Source organism: Ectobacillus panaciterrae DSM 19096, from assembly GCF_000430785.1.
GTDB classification, from domain to species: Bacteria; Bacillota; Bacilli; order Bacillales; family Bacillaceae_G; genus Ectobacillus; species Ectobacillus panaciterrae.
Genome location: NZ_AUMR01000060.1, coordinates 1 through 22,513, shown reverse-complemented (window position 1 = coordinate 22,513; position 22,513 = coordinate 1). Strand labels below are relative to the sequence as shown.

Here is a 22,513-nt window from a genome sequence, read left to right as displayed (position 1 = left end):
ATCTGAAATGGAAGCGACTTTTGGCTCGAAGTCGCATTTCATGACAAAGACGAACGGTGCGTCGAAGTATTTTCTCAGCTTTGCATTTGCGATAAGAAGTACGCCGCCCCGTACTGCGCTTGTATCTACATAGGAAGAAGAGAGTACTTCGTTAGCTGCTTGAAACGCTTCTTTTGTTTCAGAGAAACGGACGCGTTGGAACACGTTGAAGTTTGGATTGGAGTCTAAGGCGTGGCCTTCTTCTGTAATGAAATAGCCGATTTTTGTCGGAGCCTGCTCTCCCTTTGGGTGGCGTTCGACCTTGCGCTTGACGATTTTTGTCAGCTCGCCGTCCAAGAAGTCCTTTAGGGCGCTTTCTTCGTATTCTGTTTCGTCCAATGTTTGAAAATGCTTATAATATTTGGTTGTTTGTTCTCCTTTTTCTTCTACATGCACGACATAGAAAGATAGGAAGTTGATTTGAAAATCCTTTTTATCACCTGATTCTATTTAGTCAGCTTTTATCAGTATAGGGAAGAGGAAAAGGATTCGTCAATGGTTCCCGAGGGGATTTCTTCTATATGAAGCGGAGGGGGAGGCTCGATGTGAAAAAGCGGCAGGGGAATCAGCAGAGATGAGATAAGGTAAAATTTTATCAGCGGGGGAGTATCCCCGCTGATAAAGGTGGGAAAATCCGTGTTAAGAGCGAAGGCCATTTTCAGGATTTGGCCGCCATGCCTGTTCCAGAATAATAACGGCGACTGTTCCGACAAACAACCCGTTTCCAAAGACATATTGAATAATGGACGGAAGGTTTTGAAAAACACCGGAAGACAAAAACATAACGCCGCTTCCTAAAAGCACGCCAATTCCGAGAATGGTTAGACTGCGTTCGTGAAACGGGACTCTTGCGATGTTTTGGAAGCTTATCCCGATTAACTGTACGAAAGAAGCCAGTAAGGCTGCGGAGGCTACAGATCCTGGCAGCAAGGCTAGGTAATGAGTGATGATAGGGAAAAGTGAAATCATGACTAAGGTCAAACAAGCGATAAGAAACGGTGCGGTACGTTTTTGTTTTGTAAGGCGGATAAATCCGGCCGATACGGGTAAAGGAACAACACCGACAGTTGAAAATACTGATGACAAAATATGCGCAATTCCCCCTGCGAACGTTCCTCGGTTTAATTGCCCGGATGCCATTTTTGTCTCATTATATATTGCTTGATTAACAGCTGTAAGTGCGGCGATTGTGTTGGAAATCAAGATGATGACCATCAGAATCGTCGAGACTGCCATTCCTGTATTCCATTTAGGTACACCCCATGAAAAGATCTCGGGTAAACTCACGATGTGTGAAGAAACTGTAGTTTTTTCTATATGCCCAGTGATAAAAAATAAAGTCCAGCCTAATCCGATGCCGATTAACACGGCATATCCTTTCATCCATCCTTTTCCGGCAACAGACAAGATAATGACGGTAAAAAAGACGATAAAAGCGATGCATGTTGTAAATAAATCAAGTTGTGCACCTGCCTCCTTTACCTGCAGCATTCCTTTCAAAAATACGCCGCTTAATTGAAAGCATAATAGCAACAGAAATGTACCCGTGACGATCGGAGTAAATATAGATAAAATTCTCTGAACTAATCCCGTTGCTCCCAGCAAAATTAAAATGACACCTGTAATAATCATGCCTAATTCCAAAACTTGCAGCGTTTCGTGCAAATTTTGATTTTGTTCAATAGCGGCATACGCCAAAATCGTAAATACCCCAACCCAGGAACCGGCGGGACCGTCCGCTATCGGCAGCCGATGCCCTAGCCATCCCTGCAAAAAAGATGCTAACCCTACAACAAAGAAAGTTCGCTGCATCAAGGTAGAAATTTCCGCTTCCGAGAGGTGAAAAAGGTCACCGACTATTACTGGTAAAGCAACGGCATTCGCTAATAGAAAAATAAGCCATTGCAAAATACTTAGTAGGTTGTTGTTTTCGATGGATTGTGTTTTCAACTGTTTCATCCTTTCTGCATTCTATACAACTTATATATTGCTCCAGTTAAATTTAGATGAAGGTCTCTGAAGAAAAATACAAGTATCCAATTATTCTCCGTAAAATACCGGATATATGCATTATAAAAAATGTAGACTATCATTATTTTCTTAATTTTTACTTGTTTTTTAACTATCTTTACGAAAGGCGCCCAAAACCTTTACTTGTAACGGAAATTTGGTAGTTTAAAAGCTACAAAGCATGAAGTGTATGTCTCCTGACGGGAGATGTTTCATTTCACTGCTCATGATTTTTTCAACATATTACAGGGAATGAGGAGGAGTAGGTATGAAGCATTACTGGTTAACCAATGTCCGTATGGAAACGAATTATCTGTATGAAGGAGAGCTTGTGACAGGAACGGAAACGAAATTATTTTATTTGCTGATCGGAGGCGGAAAAGTGAAGGATATCATTCCTTCAAGCGAGGAGTTGCCGAAGGATGCCCTAACATATGACGCTTGTTCGTTACTGGCGTTGCCGACATTTGCTGAAATGCACATCCATATCGATAAAACATACTACGGCGGTCCTTGGAAAGCCCCAACACCTATAAAGAATATATTTACACGAATCAATGAAGAACAAGTACTTTTGCCTAAGCTTTTGCCGACAGCGAAAGAACGTGCCGAGAAGATTTTGGAATTAGAACTCCAAAATGGAACAACTTTTGTCCGCACGCATTGCAACATCGACCAAGTTGTAGGGTTGCAGAATTTGGAAGCCACAATGGCGGCGCTCCAAACGTATCAAGATAAAATGGATGCTGAAATTGTGGCGTTTCCTCAACATGGATTGCTGCGCAGCGATTCCATTCAGCTTGTCAAAGAAGCTATGCGCATGGGCGCAAATCTAGTGGGAGGTGTTGATCCAGCTACTGTTGACGATGATATCGAAAAATCTTTGATGACTATGATGGATATCGCTGTGGAATTTAATGCGGATGTAGATCTTCATTTGCATGATGGCAGCGAGTTAGGGATTTATACAATGAAACGTTTGGCCAAGCTGACAGAGGAAGCAGGCTGGCAAAATCGCGTAACCATCAGTCATGCGATTGGATTGGGAGATGTTTCTGAGAAGGAAGCTGCGGAGATGGCGGAGTTGCTTTCAAGCCTGGGAATCGGCATCGCTTCGACTGTTCCTGTAAGACAAGGAGTTATCCCGATTCCATTGCTTCACGAAAAAGGTGTGCGTGTCATGTTGGGAACAGATACGATTCAAGATCATTGGAATCCCTTCGGTACAGGCGATATGCTCGTAAAAGCGAACACTTTGGCACAAAGATTTCATTGGATACATGAACAGGCGCTCGGCAAAGCTCTTGGTTTTATCACAAACGGCAAGGAAACTTTAGGTCATAATAAGGAAGATCAGTGGCTTAAAGCGGGAGATTTGGCAAGCTTTGTTTTAGTAGAAGCTTCCTGCTCGGCAGAAGCTGTAGCTCGCGTTTCTAAACGCCAAGCTGTTTTCTTTAAAGGAAACCTCGTAGCGGGCAAATTGCCATCTGAAGAATACAGCCATGCTTAAACGTTAAGGTTCATTTTCTTAAGCCATGCTTATTCAGAACAAAGGGGATAGAAAATAGATTCATAGCGGAAGAGCTCTGCTATCTATGGCAGCGCTGTTCCGTAAAATTTCAACTAAAAATGTCTTAATATTTTAAATTTACAGAGAAGGAATGTGGAATGATGAAGAAAATATACGTTTTAGCTTTCATACCAATATTATTCTTGCTTGGGATCCCAATTTGGGGCAATAAGGTTACTCCTTATATACTGGGCCTGCCTTTCTTTATTTTTTGGATATGCTTCTCAGTAATTTTGACGGCTGTAACGCTCAGTATCATTTACAAATTTGATCCTGTTGCCAAGGAGGAACAAGAATGACAACTTCTTTGATTATTATGGGGATATTTCTCTTATTTACATGCGGACTGGGGATTCAGGCGAAACGCGGAAAAGACATGGATTTGGAGCAATGGGCAGTGGGAGGCCGGGGATTCGGTACGGTTCTCGTATTCTTATTGCTGGCAGGAGAGACGTACACTACGTTTACCCTATTAGGCGGAAGCGGTTGGGCGTATGGAAAAGGTGGACCAGCTCTTTATATCATTACATACGGAACGCTGGCCAACATAATAGCATATTGGATGCTCCCTGCCATTTGGAAATATGCGAAGGAACATCGATTGGTTTCACAAACGGATTATTTCGTCAGCAAATACGAAAGTAAAGGGCTAGGTATATTAGTGGCCGCTGTATCTATTGTTGCCATGATCCCTTATTTGATTATCCAGCTAAGGGGGCTGGGGATTATTGTATCTGAGGCGTCCTATGGGCATATTTCCTCTACTGTGGCCATTTGGGCATCCATGGCGATATTGGTGATTTATGTAATGCTATCAGGTATCCATGGATCCGCTTGGACAGCTGTTGTAAAAGATTTTATGATTTTAGCGATTGTTGTTTTCCTTGGAATCTATTTTCCTGTTCATTATTACGGCGGAATCCAAGATATGTTCGAGAGCATTGAGCAGGCAAAGCCGGGCTTTTTGACATTGCCTTCCCAAGGGATGAGTCCATCTTGGTTTATTTCAACCATTATCCTCCTTTCTTTAGGCTATTATATGTACCCGCATTCATTCAGCGCTATTTATTCGGCTAAAAGCGCAAATAGCATAAGAAAAAATGCCAGTATTATGCCTATTTATTCACTCATTATCTTATTCGTATTTTTTGTCGGGTTCGCAGCAATTTTACAAGTTCCGGGTTTAACAGGTCCTAATGTTGATTTGGCTTTATTCCGCTTGTCCATTAAAACGTTCGACCCTTGGCTGATAGGACTTATCGGAGCGGTGGGACTTCTGACGGCTCTTGTGCCGGGCTCCATGATCTTAATGGCGATGGCAACATTGATTGCAAAGAATATATATAAGGAATTAGCGCCTTCGGCAACTGACAGAAGAGTCATGCTTGTCGCCAAAATGACAGTTCCTGTTATTGGAATAGTTGCTGTATGCTTCACATTATACGGAGCAAAAACGATTGCGTCTCTATTAATTGTGGGCTCAAGCTTGATTACCCAGATTGCACCATCCGTATTGCTCAGCTTGCCAAAAAAGCCTCTTATCACAAAACAAGGTTCATTTGCGGGAATCATAACAGGGGTATGTATCGTTTCTTATTTAACTTTGACAAACACGACAATCGGTACACTTTTTCCAAATCTTCCGCAGCAGATAAAAGATATAAATATTGGTGTCATTGCTTTGCTTATAAATATTGCTGTATCTGTAACGGTGAGCGCTATTTCTAAAGCGGCGTTTGCAAAGATGGATACAAAGAAAAAATCCCATGTTTCATAGAATCATAAATAGTCATAGGTTATAGGCGGCATTTTATAAGAAATTAAATCAAGCCACTTTATTTTCCTAATGGAGTTTGAATGCTTTGAAAAGTTATTTTGTTTATTCACTTCCGATAATCTGGATTATGTGAATAAGAAAGCTCGTCAGAACAAGATCTGACGGGCTTTTTTTATAAAATATTGATAGATTGATTTTTGATTCCGAGGGTTTATGTTCATCTCCGATAAATTGAGAGTTTACTATTTTTTTCTTTCTTTTTGAAAAAAACAAATGATATAATGTTAAAAAATGGAATTTTATTGAAGGGGTTTTGTCGACTAATTCCAAAGTCAAATTGGTTTATTTGTTCAGAAAGCCTAACTAATAAAGAAATGGAAAAATGTAGAATTACATAATTGCAGTATCAAAAAAGGTACAGGCAACAAGAGATTGGAGGAAGACGTATATTGGAGAACGCGATCGTTATTGGAGGAAGCATTGCAGGAAAACTGATTGCTAAAGCTTTGTCTCATTCCTTTTTTTTAGTTTTCTCTACTATTATTTACTTTATAAGACCTATTGTTATGTAAAGAAGTTATATTGTTGGGCCAAGCGGGAGCCAAACCTAGAAGCTACCCAAGATTTAAACATGTAGGAATTCCTCAAAGCATATATTTTGACATATAGGTTCGTGGGGGGAATATTTGTGTCAAATTATAGAATCAATAAAACTCCAATTATCTTTGTACCGGGGTTATTTGGTTCAATGAGCGATGTCATAATCCCCGGTACCGGTAATTGGAGCTTCGGAATTGCCGGAGTGGTGTATGAGCCATTTGTTCAAATATTAGAAAGCATGGGCTATCAGCGGAATGTAAATCTTTTTATTTGCTTTTATGATTGGAGTCAAAGCATCACCCATTCTGCACGGAATTACTTAGCAGAAAAAATCAAGGAGGCAAAATTGAAAACAGGTACCAACAAAGTGAATTTGGTTTGTCATAGTATGGGAGGGTTGGTCGCACAATCGTATATCCAAAGTAAATCCTATCTCCATGATGTTGATAAAGTAATCCTATTATGTACACCTAATGCCGGCTCTGCCCCAAATTACAGCTATTGGACAGGAGGAGAACTACCCGTAAATCCGTCATCAAAAATCAACTTTATCCATTACTATATGGCTATGTATATTCAGTATTTGAGTAAACGCTATAAACTGGGGAAAATTGAGGCAATTCATACTAGTTAGTTATAATTGTATGATTTGGATATATATAGGTTTTTATCATTTGTCAAATCGTTATGGCAGGCATGATCGGTGCTTTTTTAGAGGAATTGTTCTTTTCATTCGTTGTACTGTTAATAAAAACAAAAAGAATTCCATTGAGCAAGAATTAGGCAGGGTAATTGAACTCTTGCAGAAGAAACAAAAAGACTAAAGTATATGATGTCGATGTACAAAACCTAAGCTATGTGAGTCGGTTATGTATACGAAATATCTAAAGGAAATTTACTCTTTAAGTGAGAATGTAATAGCTTAGTAAAGCTGTTGCTAAAAGCTCGTTTATGAAGACAGAATTGAAAGGGGCTATTCGCATGGACATTAGAACATGGACAGCAGTCGACCGCTACATCACTGATCTGCTGGTGCTACCTGATTCCGCGCTCGATGCGGCACTTCAGGCCAACGCAGCGGCTGATCTGCCGCCGATCGATGTTTCTCCGAACCAAGGCGCGCTGCTGCAGCTGTTAGCGCGGGTTCAAGGCGCGCGCACCATCTTGGAAATCGGCACGCTGGGTGGTTACAGTACGATTTGGCTCGCACGTGCACTGCCTGCCGACGGGCACCTAATCACGCTGGAGGCCGACCCGAAACACGCCGAAGTCGCACGCTCCAATATCGCGTACGCTGGCCTGGCTGATGTTGTTGAATTACGCATCGGGCCGGCACTGGAGACATTGCCGCGGCTCGCGGTTGAGGGTCACGGCCCATTTGATCTGATCTTCATCGATGCCGACAAGCCAAACAATCCGAATTACTTCGCGTGGGCACTCAAGCTTTCGCGCCCCGGCAGCCTGATCATTTGCGATAATGTCGTACGTGGCGGAGCGGTGATTGACGCCGCCATTGATGATCCTCGCGTTCAGGGAGTGCGCGACTTCTATGAGCTTCTCGCTACTGAGCCGCGCGTGAGTGCCACCGCAATCCAGACCGTGGGTAGCAAAGGGTATGACGGCTTCGCGATTGCACTAGTCACAGATGGTAAGTAGTGGTCCTATCGTCAGACGCGGATTTTTCCTGTGGGGGGTAACACGAGCTATTAGAAGTTCGGATGTGTGCGAATTTCTAGTAAACCTCAAAAAGATGAACATCAAATTCAAAACACGAAAAATGGGAGATAGATGATAGGAAATATTTTTGTTGATAAGCAATCATAAAAAATATCCAGACTGCGAATTGCTTCAACCACACCAGGTATGGAAAGATAATTTAATTGTGAAAAGCGTTAAGGAGTGGAACAAAGCCATCCTTAACGCTTTTTTTGCTGAGTACTTATTTTTAATTACTTGCACAATCTAAAAATACGAAGCTATGATTCTTTACCCATTTGTGCAGAATAGTTCGTGCTGCAATCTCACATACTTCGAGCGCTTCAAATTCAATTCATTGAATTCTTCTCAGCTATATTAAAAGATTTATCATTTCAACGTTTCAATTTGCTATTTTAAGCAAAATGGCAGTGGCACTTACTTCCTTCCTCTCTCTGGTTTACCCTTGCATGGACCACTCCAATGGTTTGACCGCTTCTGTACGTCGCCGGATGCTCTCGCCCCACTTAAAAAGACTGTTTTTTTATTCAGTTGTAGTAAGTATATGAAAGATAGTTTCAAGCAAGTATCTACAATAAATATGCAACTTTAGCAAAATGATAATTTTGCACTTTGTATGTAAGTTTTGCAATCTATGAATATAAAGCCTAGTAAATATAGTTTAAAAGATAGTAAATATTCTTAAAATTTAAATCTTTCAGTTTATTTATAATTCAAATAAGCCTTATTTATATTATCAGGAAGGGGAGAACAAGGGCGAAATGAGACACTCGGAAAGAAGTATGAAATATCTTAATGGAAAATGGAAGAAAGGATTAGTATTTCTATGTTTTGCATTTATACTCATAGTTACTTCCTGTTCTACAGGAAGTAACCCGACAAGCGGTACGAAAAAAGAGACGAAGCAAGCTAAGCAAGGAGGTACATTGGTTGTCGCGCGTCAATCCGATGCTACAAAGTTAGATCCCCAGTTCATTACCGATATTCCTTCAGCAAACGTCATTTATCAAAAGGTATATGAAACATTGGTTACCCCGGATAAGGATATGAGACCGCAGCCTTTGTTGGCAACTGAATGGAAACAGGCGGATAATACTACATGGGAATTTAAACTGCGAAAAGGCGTCAAGTTTCAAGACGGAGCTGATTTGAATGCGGAAGCTGTGAAAAAAACATTTGAACGTCTTCTTGATCCGAAAACAGGTTCACCGCAACGAGAGAAGTTCGCTATGATTAAGGAAATTAAAGCAATTGACGATTATACGGTACAATTTATTCTCAGTTATCCATATGCGCCGCTTCTCTCAATATTGGGAAGTAATGAAGGCAGTATTTTGAGCCCTAAAGCCCTTCAAGAGGATTCTAGTAAATTGGCACAACATCCAGTTGGGACAGGACCGTATGTATTTGATTCTTGGAAATCCGGTGAAGAAATAGTGTTGAAGAAAAATCCGGAATACTGGGGCAAGAAGCCGAACATTGATAAAGTTGTATTTAAAGTTGTTCCTGAAGATGCTACACGTATAGCAATGGTAGAGACTGGTGAAGCAAGCATCACTGACCAGGTTCCGGTAACAGAAATTGCCCGCATCGAATCCTCCAGTACAATGAAGCTCTACCGTACAGAGGGATTGGCGGTTGAGTATGTAGGGTTTAATGTGACAAAGAAACCATTTGATAACGTAAAAGTGCGACAAGCCATCAGCCATGCTATTGAGCGCAAATCTATCATCAAAGGAGTATACAACAACGTCGGAAAATTGGCGAATTCAGCCATGAGCTCTAAAGTATTCGGATACAGTGAAAATGTTAAACCGTATAATTATGATGTTAATGAGGCGAAAAAACTGTTAAAAGAAGCAGGATACGAAAACGGATTAGACTTAACTCTCATCACAAGCGATCGAAAAGAACGGATCAATATGGCGGAAGTGATTCAATCCCAGCTCAAGGGGATTGGCGTTAATGTAAAAGTGCAAGTTTTAGAATATGGAGCCTATATTGATGCAATCAATAACGGAAAAGATGATTTATTCATCGGAGGTTGGGGCAATGCAACAGGAGACGGAGACTATAATCAGTATAATTTGTTCCATTCAGCTTCCCGCGGACCTGCAGGAAACAGTTTCTTCTACAATAATCCGAAAGCAGACAGCCTTATTGAAGCGGCAAGACGTGAGCAAGATGAAAAGAAACGGCAAAAATTATATGAAGAGGTAATGCAGCTAGAAATGCAAGATGCTGTATACATCCCGATTCGTGTTTATGAACATCTGGCCGTTTCCAACAAGAGTGTAGACAATTTTTGGTTAAGTCCCGTTAATTACTTAATGATTAACGAAGCAGTATTGAAATAAAATGAAGATTCACCGGCGAGACCTTGCAGTCAAATGCCTAGAGCCGAATAAGTGATAAAAACAAAGTGCCTAGGCGAAACGACTAGGCACTTTGTTTTTTCTTACTTTTCGAAAGAAATTCTCCTCTTCAAACGTGAATGGCCGGGACAGCGCCGACACTAAGTGGAGGGAGTTGGAGTTAGTATAGTTCTATGGACACATCTTTGTGTGGTCAGTACAATGAATGACAGAAAGGATGTGTCCAGACATGGAACGCAAACATTACAACGAAGATTTTAAAAAAATGGTGGTAGATCTTTATCACTCTGGCAGCTCAGTAAAACAGTTATCAGACGAATATGGCATATCGGAAACAGCCTTGTATAAGTGGATTAAACAATTTTCACCCATCCAAGTATCTCAAGATGAAACAATGACTCTTCAAGACATGAAGCAACTTCAGAAGGAGATTGCTCGCTTACAGGAGGAAAATGAAATCCTAAAAAAGGCTATGGCCATATTCGCGAGAAAGTAACAGAAACTGAACTGACAGAATTGATTGAGAATCAAGCGGAGAAGCATTCTATCCAGGTGATGTGTCGTGTACTCGGGATTCCTAGAAGTACATATTATCAACGACAGAAGGCTGTTCCATCCAACAGAGAGCGTGAAAACAGAGAGTATACAAAACAAATCTATCGCATTCATGAAGAGAGTAAGCAACGATACGGCGCGCCCAAAATCCATCGGATTTTAGGGCATGAAGGTGTTACAATTAGCTTGAAACGTGTACAGCGTCTCATGAGAAGAGCTGGCATCCATTCCATCACAAAAAAGAAGTACAGTCCACAAGTGAGTTCTCATTCTGTGGAGGATCGAGAGAACCTGTTGGAACAAGACTTCTCCACAACAGGACTGAACCAGAAGTGGGTCGCTGACATCACATACATCAACACTCTTAAGGACGGTTGGTGCTATCTAGCGACTGTCATGGACTTGCATTCTCGGAAAATCATCGGGTTTTGTTTTTCACGTCACATGACGACGGATACGGTACTAACAGCTTTAGAAAACGCTTACTCCTCTCAAAAGCCTAAGACGAACTTAGTGCTTCATAGTGACCTTGGTTCGCAATACACCAGTGTAGAGTTCGAAGAACGGTTACAAGAACTGGCCATTCAACACTCATTCAGCCGAAAAGGCTGCCCATATGACAATGCTTGTATTGAGTCTTTCCATGCCATTCTCAAGAAAGAGGAAGTACACCATGTTCGGTATCTTAACTTTGAAGGTGCCAAACTAGCTTTATTCCGTTATATCGAGGGCTGGTATAACAGGAAGCGAATTCATGGAAGCATTGGGTATATGACTCCTCAAGCTTTCGAGGATCAAGCTCGAAAGTCAGCATAATCCTCACATTTTTGTGTCCAACTTATTGACTCAAATCCAAGTTCATGAGACTGGCTTTTGTTTACGCACAAACAAAAGCAGATATAAAAATGACAATGCAGCCGACAATAAAAAGCTGATCCAGATGGACGCTAAGCTTCCGATATAATAAGAAGTGATGGTGCTCATAATCCAGCCTGCCGCTGAACAAAAAGGAAGAAAGGGCGGTATCGGCTTAGTTCGCAAGATAATGATAGCCATGGGAACAACGATAGAGGCGTATATTTGGCCGAAAAAGAATAGCAATTCCAGTAAACTTGGCGAAAGAATACTGACAACAATAAACAGGACAATGCATATGAAACCGGACAATATATACGACCGTTTAAACTGATCGCTGTCAGAAAGGCTTTTCCATTCACTTAATATGTTTCGAACGAAAAGAACTGTTGTAGCATGCAGCTCGGTGCCAACGGTGAAAGAAATGGCGACAAGACAGCAAACAATGAATAACGCAATTAAAAGAAGCGGATGAATCTTTTCTATCAATTGCGAGAGCAATGTAAAGGTATCTTTATAACCGTGATTAAAAATGGCAGTCATGAGCAGGGAAGATACGGCAAGTGGAATCGTCGTCCAAATGAGACCGGTTAACATGAAAGTCAGAGAAATTTTTCGGGGGTGAAGCATCGAAAGTCTTTGCCATGTTGACCGATCTGTCATGACTTGACCGGTTCCTACCAAGACAGCAGTAGCAATAAACCAAAGGCTGTCATAGTTTTTTAAGTAAAGCAAATAAGGATGGTAGAGGTTGATCCCCTCGTATATAGGATAAACGCCCTCCTGAATGAAGAAGTATACAGGTAAAATAATAACTGTCGCAAAAATAAGGATCACTTTAAAAGCCGCCAATTGCTGAATCTTTTTCATTCCTCCGAGACCGGCGAAGATAAAGCAATAAGCAAAAAAAAGAAAGAGACCATATTGCACTGGCATAGGGAATACTAAATGAAGAAGCAATCCAGCTCCCATCGCTTGCACAAAGAGAGAATCAAAACCGGTCAGCATAAGAATGAACATCATATACCAATAACCGCTTTTAGATAGCTTTATGCGAAGAATGTCCCCGATTGTATGAAAGTTAGGAAACTGTGTTCTGATATGCTTAACTAGCAATCCGAACAATCCAAACGAAATTGCCCCCATTAACGAATAACCGATCCCTCCGATTAATCCATATTTCATAAGTGTTTCTGGTGAAGATAAAATAGTGTTGCCGGTAATCCATCTCGCAAGAAGTGTTACGACCCCGTAGCCTACCCCCAGCTTAATTCCGGCCGTAATATAATGCTCATAACTTGTTTCTTTCAACGCTTTAGCTCCTTTAATCTGTAGTCCCTGGGTGACAGGCCGGTTATTTTTCTAAATAGGTGACTGAAGTAGTGCTGACTGTTAAAACCACATTCTTCCGCTATCGTATAGATGTTTCTGTCCATATTGTCTTTTAGCAGTTGTTTTGCGGCTTCAATCCTGTACTGATTCAAGTATTCCGAGAATCCCAATCCCACTTCTTCGTGGAATTTCCTGCTGAGATAAGCAGGATTCATGTGAATTTTGGAAGCGATATAGGTAAGATTCAGCCTCTCTTTATATTCTTCTTTAATAATTTCAATTGTCTTTTGAATAAAGTCAGAATAAACGTCAATATGTTTATATTTTTTTAAAACTCTGACTAGCTCTTCTTCTATGATAGGCTTCGTGATATAATCTGTGACTCCGAGACGAATGGAGGTGTGAGCGTACTCAAATGTTTGGAAAGCGGTGACAATAATTAAGTCCATATCATATTTTTTCTTGAGTTCCATCCCTAAATCTAATCCGTTTTTGCCTGGGAGCTGAATGTCTAAAAAGGCAAGAAAAATATGTTCTTTTTCCGCGATCCGTAGCGCTTCGCTCGCATCAAGCGCTTTCAGTATTTTATATTGAGGAAATTGGAGTTTAATAAGGTACTCCAGCTGTTCAAGCTCAAGCGGTTCATCATCCACTAGCAAGATGTTCATCATCTTTCCCTCCTTATAAGTATAAAAGTGTCAAGAAGAATACGTTAACGGCCAAATGACTTCTACGCTTGTCCCATCCTTTGTATGGGTAAGAGAAACATTGGTATGCGAATTCGGAAAGATAATGCGTAAACGGTTCTTAATATTTTGAATACCATAACCAGTATCTAAAGAAGTTTGTGCTTCCTCCGATTGTACAGCACTGTTCCAAACAATCAGACTTACTTGGTGATTATCTAGATGAATAGAAATGATAAGCCGCGCTGGTCCTGCTTGCTTTTCAAATGCGTGTTTAAAAGAGTTTTCAACTAAAGTTTGCAGCAAAAAGGGCGGGGTTAGTGCATGTTGGGTTTCGTCCTCCACATTGATTTGAAACTGAAGCCGTTCGCCAAAGCGAAGCCTTTGAATCTCTAAATAATAATTGGTATAACGAAGCTCATCTTCTATTGTGATCAATGAGTCGTTCGTACGATATTTGAATTTCATAAACATCGAGAGCACTTCAATGGCTCGAATCAGTTCACGTTTTCGGTCCAATCTGGCAAGGCTCATAATGACGTTAAGAGTATTAAAAAAGAAATGCGGCTGAATTTGCTGGTTTAATTGATTATATAATGCTTTCTGCAATTCCTGTTCAAGAGCAAGCTCTCTCGCTTGATTTTCCAGCGAGTCGATTCTTTTTTCGAAGATAAATAAAAATAATAATATAAAAGCTCCGACCAAGGGGGCAAGAACACATATCACGATATAAATAGAAAAGGATTCGAATGAGAGCATGTAAATTCCTACCTTTTTCATATTTGCAAAAGGGAGTATACATATACATACTCCCTTTTACTTATCCAGCTATTACTATTGTAAAGAATAAAGTTAAAAAAACAAATTTATGCGTAGTGACAGCTGACGAAGTGCTGTTGTCCCTGTTCAAGCAGCGGAGGCTCTTGGTTTCTGCATGTATCGGTTGCTAACGGACAGCGAGTATGAAACCGGCATCCGCTCGGAGGGTGTAAAGGAGATGGGACATCTCCCTTTAAAAGAATCCGTTCCTTTTTGTAAGCAGGATCGGGAACAGGGATGGAAGAGAGCAGCGCTTGTGTGTAAGGATGTTTTGGGTTATTGAAAATCGCGTTCTTGTCAGAAATCTCGACGATTTTACCTAAGTACATGACCAGCACCCGATCAGAAATGTGGCGAACTACACTTAAATCGTGCGAGATGAATAGATACGTTAGTTTAAATTGTTTTTGCAGTTTTTTCAGCAGATTAAGAATTTGCGCTTGGATCGATACATCCAGAGCTGATACTGCTTCGTCACAAATAACGAGCTTTGGCTCCACTGCGAGAGCCCTTGCAATTCCAATTCTTTGGCGCTGCCCTCCGCTGAACTCATGAGGGTAGCGATCGAGCGCTTCGGGAGGCAAGCCGACATGCTGCAAGAGCTCCAGCATGCGGTCTTCTCTTTGTTCTTTTGGCACAACTGTTTGAATCGCGATGGCTTCGTTTAAAATTTGCCGGATCGTTTGCCTAGGGTTAAGGGAAGCAAAAGGGTCCTGAAATATGATTTGAAGATCTCCCCGTACTTTTCTTAGTTCCTTCTTGCTTAAGCCTAAAAGATTTCGCTGCTGAAATAAAATTTTTCCATCCGTAGGCTCATCCAAACGAAGGATCGCTCTTCCGGTAGTGGATTTTCCGCATCCCGATTCTCCGACAATACTTAATGTTTCTCCCTCGTAAAGCTGGAACGAAATATCATCAACAGCTTTTACAACACTTTTTTTCTGTAATATAGAATCACTTTTAACGGGAAAGTATTGCTTTAAGTTCTCGACAGATAAAATAGCCTTTTTGTTTTCTTGTACATGTTCTGCTGCTCTCATGATTGGGAAACCTCCGTCCAATTAGGGGTTTTGCCCCAGGAATCTGTGTATTTCCAGCAACGTACGCTATGACCCTCTTCACTCACCAATAATTCCGGATGCTTTTCTGAACAAATCGGCTTCGCATGTGAACAACGGGAGGCAAACCGACATCCTTTCAGCATTTCGAAAGGGCTGGGAACATTGCCCGGGATGGTTCTTAGCTCTTCTTGATCCTCGTTGATTTTTGGCAGCGAGTCCAGCAATCCTTGTGTATAGGGATGTTTAGGCAGTTGGAAAATCTTCTCGGTCGGGCCGTATTCCACAATATGGCCAGCATACATAACAGCTACTTGATCACATGTTTCCGCCACTACTCCCAAATCATGCGTAATCATGACAACACCCATTCCAAGCTGCTTTTGCAAGTCCTTGATCAGCGCTAAAATTTGTGCTTGAATGGTTACGTCAAGGGCGGTGGTTGGTTCGTCTGCAATCAAGACCTCTGGTGTGCAAGCTAATGCCATGGCGATCATCACGCGTTGCCTCATACCGCCGCTTAGTTGGAAAGGTTCTTGTTTTGCCCGTTTTTCAGCTGAAGGAATCCCGACTAATTTCAACATATCCACTGCTTTGTTCCATGCTTCCTTTTTTCCCGCTTTTTGATGGAGGCGAATAGCTTCGGCGATTTGTTCGCCGACCGGAATAACGGGGTTCAAAGAAGTCATAGGTTCTTGGAAAATCATCGATATTTCATTTCCGCGAATTTTTCGCATCTCTTCATTCGATACAGATACTAGGTCTTTCTCCTTGAATAAGATCGAACCTTCCACGATTTTACCGGGTGGGGAAGGGATTAGACGTAAAATGGAAAGAGAGGTCATGCTTTTTCCGCATCCCGACTCTCCGACAATTCCGAGTGTTTCTCCTTTATAAAGAACAAAGTCTATCCCATCCACAGCTTTGCTGACGCCTTTTTTGGTGAAAAAGTGTGTTTTTAAGCCTTTTACTTCGAGTACGATTTCTTTATGATAATCTGCCATTGTTTTCACCTGCCAATCAATTTAGTTCAATTCTTTTATTGAAGAAACGATAGAGAATATCGACGATCAGGTTCACCAACACAAAGATAAGAGAAGCAACGAGTATGCCGCCTTGTACCATCGGTAAATCCCGCATTCGAATCGAGTCGATAATCAATCTGCCTAGTCCATTGATAGCGAATATGGATTCTGTCAGTACTGTTCCTCCTAGAAGAGAGCCAAATTGTAATCCGACTACTGTAATGACAGGAATAAGGGCATTTCGCAATGCGTGTTTATAAAGGATGATATATTCCCTAATCCCCTTTGCCCTTGCTGTACGAATATAATCTTGCCGAATCACTTCTATCATGCTGGAACGGGCCATGCGTGCGACGATGGCGGCTCCCCCAACTCCAAGCGTTACAGCCGGCAATACGATATTAAGCCAGCTGTCCCAGCCTGCAACAGGAAAAACGTGAAGCCGGACAGAAAAAAAGTACATAAGCATTAAGCCAAGCCAAAAGCTCGGTAAAGAAATTCCAAGCAAAGCCACAAGCATGACGCTCATATCCGTAAAGGAATACGGTTTGACCGCGGCAATGATTCCAGCTGCCATTCCCAGCACGATTGTGATAAGAATGCTGTAGAAAGCAAGCTCTAAAGTAATGGGTAAGCGAGCTATAATTTCATCCATTACAGGCTTGCTACTTTTCAGTGAAATGCCGAGATCTCCGCTTAACAGGTGGGATAAGTAACTAAAATATTGAACGAAGAAAGGGTCATCGAGTCCAAGCTGTTCTCGAATCCGTTGTACAGTTTCATGCGAAGCGCCTTCACCGGCCATGAGAACCGCCGGATCTCCAGGGACGAGCTGCATAATGAAAAAGACAACAAAGGTGACGCCGATAATTACCGGAATAGTCTGCAATAAACGCCGAAATATGAACATTGCCATGCATGAAGCCTCCTCTATGATTTTTCCGCTAATCCCCGTTGGTGGGAGTTTTACGTTACTGATTCTTTCTTGGGTCGAAAATGTCCCGCAATCCATCTCCTAAAATATTAAAACCTAATACTAAAATTGAGATAGCAAGCCCTGGAAATAAAGCAACATATGGAGCACTAAATAAAAAGTCGCGGCCGTTGCTCAGCATAGTCCCCCATTCTGAAGAAGGCGGCTGTGCACCCATCCCTAAAAAGGAAAGACCGGCGGCTGATAAAATGGCGGTGCCTAAGCGCAAAGTGCCCTGAATGATAATAGGTGACAAAATATTAGGTAAAATATGATAGAAAATGATAGTTGCATCCGTTGCTCCCAAGGAACGAATCGCATCGATATATTCAAGCTTTTTCACTTCGAGAGTAGATCCTCGGACAATACGGGCAAATAAAGGAACTGAAAAGATTCCCACTGCAATCGTTACATTTATAAGACTCGGCCCCAGAGCACTGATAATGGCCAGAGCCAACAAAATGCCGGGGAACGCCAACATAACATCAATGATTCTCATGATTACCGTATCGATCCACCGACCGTAATAACCGGCTGTGAGTCCCAGAATAATTCCGAAAAACGCACCGAATAAAACGGAGGTAAATCCGATTCCCATGGATAAACGGGAACCGTACAAGACTCTGCTTAAAATGTCCCTTCCCTTATCATCTGTTCCCATTATATGCTCCAGTGAAGGGGGGTGAAGCCGGTTGTTCAAGTCAATGCTGTATGGGTCATAAGGAGCAAGCAAAGGAGCGAAAAGAGCAATTAGGATATAGAAGATGATAATAACGGTTCCTAATAAAGCTGCCTTATTTTCGGTCAAAGATTCAATAAAATGTTTCAACCGACTTGTTTTTCGATGTTTACTATTTTTGGGAAACACAAGCAGTTGCGCTTCTGATTCATTCAACTGAGTATTCATGGTTTTCTCCTCCTTATGTTTTTTCCTGGAACCTCACCTTTTCAGAATTCAATTAACAGAACTTTTATTAGTAGAAAAGATAGGCTATCGATACTTGTAGTATTCAAACTATCAAATTTATATAAGAAGTAAAGATTTTAAAAGAATATTGTAAAGATAATTAAAAATAGAGTAAAAATTATGAAAATAATGATAGTTTTCTTTTTTTATAATTTATTACAGACCTTTCCTTTTGGATGAAAACTGGAAAAGAATAGGTGCCAAAGAAGGTCGCTGAGTTTTGAGACTTACACCGATGCTCATGAGAAACTGCAATGAAAAGAGGCCTAAGCTGTGTGCATGGGAAAGGGCGATTCAAACTTTTAAAAAGGAGGAATGAAAGGTTGAACACATATTGGTTAAAAAATGTCCGTTTAGAAAAAGGATTTATTTATGAAGGGGAACAAACTGTTGCAACGGAAACGGAATTAGTGGACATCAAAGTGGAAAATGGTGTTATTAGTGAAATTATTGTAGACGCAGAAATAAAAGAAAACGAGGTTTTGCTGGATGCAGAAGGTTCTTTGCTTCTACCTTCTTTAAGGGATATGCATATTCATATTGATAAAACGTACTACGGAGGCCCTTGGAAAGCATGCACTCCCATTACAAAAGGCATTTTTACAAGAATAGAAGAAGAAAAACAATTATTGCCGAGACTGCTCTATACTGCAAAAGAGCGGGCAGAAAAGATGATCGAGCTTTTTCTCAGAAATGGGCATACGCATATTAGAACGCATTGCAATATTGATCCTGTTATCGGCCTGAAAAATCTAGAAGCGACTGTTCAAGCTTTAGAAACGTATAACGGGCAGCTTACATATGAAATTGTTGCATTCCCACAGCACGGCCTGCTTCGCAGCGAATCCGTTGAGTTGGTCCGCCAAGCAATGAAAAATGGGGCAACTCTGGTAGGGGGAGTAGACCCGGCAACAGTTGACAGAAATATTGAGAAATCTCTTTACACTATATTTGACATAGCTGTCGAAGCTGGGAAAGGAATCGATATTCATTTACATGATCCGAATACTTTAGGGGCGTTTACAATGGAACGTATCGCTGATTTAACAAAAGATTCGGACCTTAAAGGAAAAGTGACGATCAGTCACGGTATCTCCCTTGGAGATTTGCATGGAGAGACGTTGGAAGACCTGGTATCTACACTGACGGAACAAGAGATAGACGTAACGACAACCGTGCCTATCAATCGGGCGTCCATTCCGATCCCAATACTGGATAAATTGGGAATGAATGTATCACTGGGACATGACAGCATTACGGATCACTGGTCTCCATTCGGCACTGGAAATACGATTCAAAAGATGTCAATTTTAGCTGAGCGCTTCCGAATGATTGATGAATATTCGCTCTCCCGTGTACTGAAATACGGAACAGGCGGTATCTTGCCTTTAAATGAAAGCGGCCAGCAGGAATGGCCTAAAGTTGGAGACGAGGCAACAATGATGCTAGTGAATGCAGGATGTTCCGCAGAGGCAGTGGCGCGCAGAGCGGATGTAAAAGAAGTATTCTTTAAAGGACGTCCTGTTAAACCGAAGCATTCCGAAATGCACGCTTGATTTCATATAACTTAGAAAAGCCGGCAACATTGAGAAAGGGGAAAGAAAAATTATGAATACTCCATCCGTATTTTGGTTAACAAATATAAAACTGGAAACAGGATTTGAACAAGCTGAAGATGGTTCCTTTCAAACAAAGGCTGAATTATTTCATTTGAAAATAGAGAATGGAATCATTAGTGATGTGCAAAAAAAATCTGAAAATTCCATATTACATGCACCTGCAGTGGATGCAAAAGGGTTACTAGGGATTCCAACTTTCCGAGAAATGCATAACCACTTGGATAAAACGTATCTTACCCTGAACTGGAAAGCGTGCAAGCCAGTAAAAAACCTAACGGAACGTTTAAAGCACGAAGCAACGGAGCTTGAGGAATTGGCAGGAAGCGTGAAACAGCGAGCGGGCAAAATGATTGAAACCATCTTGGCGAATGGTTCCACGCACATTCGAACGCATGTAAACATTGATCCGTTTATAGGACTTAAGAATTTGGAAGGAATACGAGAAGCCCTGGATGAGTACAGGGGCAAATTAACTTATGAAATAGTAGCATTTCCGCAGCACGGTTTATTGCGAGAGGATGTACCGTCCTTGATGAAGGAAGCCATGAGAATGGGAGCGCACATTGTAGGCGGCCTTGACCCGGCAGGAATAGATAAAAAGGTTGAGGCATCTCTCTATGAAATGATGAACATTGCAACAGAGTTTGATGCCGATGTTGATATTCATTTACATGATTCAGGACATGTGGGGTTTTATACGATTGATAAATTGGCAGAAATGGTAGAAGACGCAAAATGGCATCATCGCGCTGCCATCAGCCACGCCTTTTGCTTAGGCGATGTGCCTTCCCAGCAAGCGGATGACATGGCAGACCGGTTGAGTGAATTGGATATAGCTATTATGTCGACAATTCCAATCACGAAATCATTACCGCCGATTGAATTGCTGGATCAAAAAGGTGTACGCGTATACTTGGGATGCGACGGATTCTATGACTCATGGGGACCGTTTGGAAACGGCGATATATTGGAAAAAGTGACACGTTACTGTGAGCTGTATCGCCGCATTGATGAGAAATCCTTAGCATATTCGTTAAAATGGGCGACTGGGGGACCGACTGCGCTCACGGCTGAGGGAAAACTGGCTTGGCCAAAGAAAGGGGATGAAGCTAATATTGTATTTGCCGATGCTGTTGCTTCATCTGAAGTGGTGGCACGTACAACCAAGCGGGAAGCGGTAATGTTCCGTGGTAAAGTTGTTTCCGGTGCATTGGCATAACTAGGAAGAATTTTACGGGTGTAGAAATAAAAAGATGGCTGCAGCACTGTTCGCTGCGGTCATCCTGTAAGGAGATTCCATACATTTTATCTTATCTCCCCATCGCTTGGCGTACAATTTCATCAAAGATTTCTTCAAAGATATTGGTGTGAAGAAAACGAGTACGGCGGTTCCAACTGATGGTAGTATGGTCTGGGACAACGTCAGATAAGGATAGCCCTAAAAACCAGCGATACGCGACATTCATTTTGATTTCTTTCTCTAATTGTCGTTCTGAACGAATGCCGTAAAAATAGCCGACAAACATCATTTTAAAAAGAGTAATGGGATGAATCGAAGGTCTACCATTGTCTTTACAATAGTAAGGACGTAACTTTTCCTCTATAAAATCAAAGTCAATCGTTGCTTCCACGGCACGTAAAAAGTGGTCTTGTGGAACTAACTCTTAGTGAGCGGAGCAGCGTGTTTCAACGTTACGCTTTGTATCGACCTTACCTATAGAAAAACCACTCCTCTTTTTGCTAGAGCAGTGGTTTAAAGGATAACTTAATTAAATGGAAACCTTAAGATACAAGCCATAAGATCTCAATTTTTTTATTTTTTTGTGGTCACAACCGTGGTCACATTTTTGGTCACAAATCCTCTTGATACTGTCGTTTCCGTGGTCACAAATGTGGTCACAAAAATGCTCAAAACCCCAGTTACACCAACACTTTTAGCCACTGACAATCCTTAAAATTCTTTTACCTCACACTTTCCTCCCAATCCGCTCCATCACTTTCTCCAACTCATCCGGCTTCAAAAACTCAATCGGAGAAAATCCTTTTTCAAACGTAAGCGTATCCGCCTCAATCATCAGCACATACTTGTCATTCACCTTCGCGATATGAATCTGCTCCCCAAAATCCGCCAGAAGTCCTTTTACGGAAATATGGTCCGCCTTCAGCTTCAATTCAACTTCGGGGGCATGCTCCACAATCTGAGCAGCAGCTTCCATGACTTCCTCGGTAGAGAAATGCTCCATCATCTCACGCTTTGGGCTGGCGGACCAAATCTCCATCGCTTCCTCGAACTGCTGCCGTTCTTCGCTTTCTTCCTCGAACACTTCTTCAATGCGGTCATATACCATCGTCATTACTTGGTTCTTTACAATCTCCGGCATGGACTGTTCATACTGCACGAATTTCAAAAAGTCTTCGAAGTAGCGGGCATGGGAAGACTGGTGAATTTTCAGTTCCCGTTCTTCAATCATGCCTTCTTCCGGCATGTACGGATATTGAATCGACTTCATGTTTTTTGTAGTGATGGCCATTTCGAC

19 protein-coding genes and 2 pseudogenes are annotated in these 22,513 nt (G+C 41.5%); 10 read left to right on the top strand and 11 right to left on the bottom strand.

What is annotated here, in order from left to right; genetic code table 11:
• Positions 1–489 (bottom strand): DUF3900 domain-containing protein (locus tag H540_RS0115030; RefSeq protein WP_211241898.1); only part of this gene is annotated, 489 nt, incomplete at its 3' end.
• A 189-nt stretch (positions 490–678) separates the two neighbouring features.
• Entirely contained in the window at positions 679–1,998 is a 1,320-nt protein-coding gene (locus tag H540_RS0115025; RefSeq protein ID WP_028401365.1) for a purine/pyrimidine permease, read from the bottom strand.
• Positions 1,999–2,317: 319 nt separating this feature from the next.
• Here H540_RS0115025 and H540_RS0115020 point away from each other — a divergent pair, with 319 nt between their 5' ends.
• The 8 genes and pseudogenes from H540_RS0115020 (at position 2,318) to H540_RS0114975 (ending at position 11,458) form a co-directional block, all read left to right on the top strand.
• Positions 2,318–3,559 carry an amidohydrolase family protein gene (locus H540_RS0115020; RefSeq protein ID WP_028401364.1) on the top strand — a complete coding sequence of 414 codons (1,242 nt, stop codon included), beginning with the start codon at positions 2,318–2,320 and terminating at the stop codon, positions 3,557–3,559.
• Between the two features lie 161 nt (positions 3,560–3,720).
• A complete protein-coding gene (locus H540_RS0115015; protein ID WP_028401363.1) occupies positions 3,721–3,918 on the top strand; it encodes a DUF3311 domain-containing protein in 198 nt (65 codons plus the stop codon).
• Positions 3,915–5,396 (top strand): sodium:solute symporter family protein, encoded by a 1,482-nt coding sequence (locus H540_RS0115010; protein WP_028401362.1) that lies wholly within the window; start codon positions 3,915–3,917, stop codon positions 5,394–5,396. Before H540_RS0115015 ends, H540_RS0115010 begins: the two co-directional genes overlap by 4 nt.
• A 688-nt stretch (positions 5,397–6,084) precedes the next feature.
• Positions 6,085–6,621, top strand: a pseudogene (locus H540_RS29815) (esterase/lipase family protein); the annotation flags it as partial.
• A 19-nt stretch (positions 6,622–6,640) separates the two neighbouring features.
• Positions 6,641–6,820: a DUF4083 family protein gene (locus H540_RS35570; protein ID WP_155891037.1), complete on the top strand. Its 180-nt coding sequence runs from the start codon at positions 6,641–6,643 to the stop codon at positions 6,818–6,820.
• Positions 6,821–6,977: 157 nt separating this feature from the next.
• Positions 6,978–7,652 carry an O-methyltransferase gene (locus tag H540_RS0114995; RefSeq protein ID WP_028401361.1) on the top strand — a complete coding sequence of 225 codons (675 nt, stop codon included), beginning with the start codon at positions 6,978–6,980 and terminating at the stop codon, positions 7,650–7,652.
• Between the two features lie 842 nt (positions 7,653–8,494).
• On the top strand, positions 8,495–10,069 hold the full coding sequence (locus H540_RS0114985; protein ID WP_028401360.1) for a glutathione ABC transporter substrate-binding protein: 1,575 nt from the start codon (positions 8,495–8,497) through the stop codon (positions 10,067–10,069).
• A 247-nt stretch (positions 10,070–10,316) separates the two neighbouring features.
• A protein-coding gene (locus tag H540_RS0114975) for an IS3 family transposase (RefSeq protein ID WP_155891036.1) occupies positions 10,317–11,458 on the top strand; the annotation gives its coding sequence in 2 pieces (ribosomal slippage) (positions 10,317–10,548 and positions 10,548–11,458; 1,143 coding nt in all).
• 42 nt (positions 11,459–11,500) lie between these two features.
• On the opposite strand, the gene H540_RS0114970 is transcribed toward H540_RS0114975, so the two are convergent.
• From H540_RS0114970 to H540_RS0114940, 7 genes are all read right to left on the bottom strand, one after another.
• Complete coding sequence (locus H540_RS0114970) at positions 11,501–12,808, bottom strand: SLC5/6 family protein (protein WP_028401357.1); 1,308 nt, start codon at positions 12,806–12,808, stop codon at positions 11,501–11,503.
• Positions 12,805–13,497 carry a response regulator transcription factor gene (locus tag H540_RS0114965; protein ID WP_028401356.1) on the bottom strand — a complete coding sequence of 231 codons (693 nt, stop codon included), beginning with the start codon at positions 13,495–13,497 and terminating at the stop codon, positions 12,805–12,807. The genes H540_RS0114970 and H540_RS0114965 overlap by 4 nt, the downstream gene beginning before the upstream one ends.
• Before the next feature lie 30 nt (positions 13,498–13,527).
• Positions 13,528–14,274: a sensor histidine kinase gene (locus tag H540_RS0114960; RefSeq protein ID WP_028401355.1), complete on the bottom strand. Its 747-nt coding sequence runs from the start codon at positions 14,272–14,274 to the stop codon at positions 13,528–13,530.
• A 107-nt stretch (positions 14,275–14,381) separates the two neighbouring features.
• Positions 14,382–15,374 (bottom strand): ABC transporter ATP-binding protein, encoded by a 993-nt coding sequence (locus H540_RS0114955; protein WP_051317129.1) that lies wholly within the window; start codon positions 15,372–15,374, stop codon positions 14,382–14,384.
• Positions 15,371–16,396, bottom strand: coding sequence for an ABC transporter ATP-binding protein (locus tag H540_RS0114950; protein ID WP_028401353.1), 1,026 nt, complete (start codon positions 16,394–16,396; stop codon positions 15,371–15,373). Before H540_RS0114950 ends, H540_RS0114955 begins: the two co-directional genes overlap by 4 nt.
• A gap of 16 nt (positions 16,397–16,412) precedes the next feature.
• Entirely contained in the window at positions 16,413–17,333 is a 921-nt protein-coding gene (locus H540_RS0114945) for an ABC transporter permease (RefSeq protein ID WP_028401352.1), read from the bottom strand.
• Positions 17,334–17,388: 55 nt separating this feature from the next.
• On the bottom strand, positions 17,389–18,297 hold the full coding sequence (locus H540_RS0114940) for an ABC transporter permease (RefSeq protein WP_028401351.1): 909 nt from the start codon (positions 18,295–18,297) through the stop codon (positions 17,389–17,391).
• 383 nt (positions 18,298–18,680) lie between these two features.
• Here H540_RS0114940 and H540_RS0114935 point away from each other — a divergent pair, with 383 nt between their 5' ends.
• The gene (locus H540_RS0114935; protein ID WP_028401350.1) at positions 18,681–19,913 is read left to right on the top strand and encodes an amidohydrolase family protein; all 1,233 of its coding nucleotides are present in this window, start codon (positions 18,681–18,683) and stop codon (positions 19,911–19,913) included.
• A 52-nt stretch (positions 19,914–19,965) separates the two neighbouring features.
• The gene (locus H540_RS0114930) at positions 19,966–21,195 is read left to right on the top strand and encodes an amidohydrolase (protein WP_034671083.1); all 1,230 of its coding nucleotides are present in this window, start codon (positions 19,966–19,968) and stop codon (positions 21,193–21,195) included.
• Positions 21,196–21,295: 100 nt separating this feature from the next.
• Here the strand turns inward: H540_RS0114930 and H540_RS29810 are convergent.
• Positions 21,296–21,640 (bottom strand): annotated as a pseudogene (locus H540_RS29810) (transposase); the annotation flags it as partial.
• A 303-nt stretch (positions 21,641–21,943) separates the two neighbouring features.
• On the bottom strand, positions 21,944–22,513 hold a 570-nt coding region (locus tag H540_RS0114920; RefSeq protein ID WP_028401348.1), incomplete at its 5' end, for a DUF3900 domain-containing protein.

What these genes read in the sequence shown, in the direction of transcription:
- H540_RS35570 (WP_155891037.1), top strand. Translation starts at nt 6,641, where the DNA reads ATGATTTGGATATATATAGGTTTTTATCATTTGTCAAATCGTTATGGC.
- H540_RS0114940 (WP_028401351.1), bottom strand. Translation starts at nt 18,297, where the DNA reads ATGAATACTCAGTTGAATGAATCAGAAGCGCAACTGCTTGTGTTTCCC.
- H540_RS0114955 (WP_051317129.1), bottom strand. Translation starts at nt 15,374, where the DNA reads ATGAGAGCAGCAGAACATGTACAAGAAAACAAAAAGGCTATTTTATCT.
- H540_RS0115015 (WP_028401363.1), top strand. Translation starts at nt 3,721, where the DNA reads ATGAAGAAAATATACGTTTTAGCTTTCATACCAATATTATTCTTGCTT.
- H540_RS0114945 (WP_028401352.1), bottom strand. Translation starts at nt 17,333, where the DNA reads ATGGCAATGTTCATATTTCGGCGTTTATTGCAGACTATTCCGGTAATT.
- H540_RS0115020 (WP_028401364.1), top strand. Translation starts at nt 2,318, where the DNA reads ATGAAGCATTACTGGTTAACCAATGTCCGTATGGAAACGAATTATCTG.
- H540_RS0114985 (WP_028401360.1), top strand. Translation starts at nt 8,495, where the DNA reads ATGAAATATCTTAATGGAAAATGGAAGAAAGGATTAGTATTTCTATGT.
- H540_RS0114930 (WP_034671083.1), top strand. Translation starts at nt 19,966, where the DNA reads ATGAATACTCCATCCGTATTTTGGTTAACAAATATAAAACTGGAAACA.
- H540_RS0115010 (WP_028401362.1), top strand. Translation starts at nt 3,915, where the DNA reads ATGACAACTTCTTTGATTATTATGGGGATATTTCTCTTATTTACATGC.
- H540_RS0114960 (WP_028401355.1), bottom strand. Translation starts at nt 14,274, where the DNA reads ATGCTCTCATTCGAATCCTTTTCTATTTATATCGTGATATGTGTTCTT.
- H540_RS0114965 (WP_028401356.1), bottom strand. Translation starts at nt 13,497, where the DNA reads ATGAACATCTTGCTAGTGGATGATGAACCGCTTGAGCTTGAACAGCTG.
- H540_RS0115025 (WP_028401365.1), bottom strand. Translation starts at nt 1,998, where the DNA reads ATGAAACAGTTGAAAACACAATCCATCGAAAACAACAACCTACTAAGT.
- H540_RS0114995 (WP_028401361.1), top strand. Translation starts at nt 6,978, where the DNA reads ATGGACATTAGAACATGGACAGCAGTCGACCGCTACATCACTGATCTG.
- H540_RS0114950 (WP_028401353.1), bottom strand. Translation starts at nt 16,396, where the DNA reads ATGGCAGATTATCATAAAGAAATCGTACTCGAAGTAAAAGGCTTAAAA.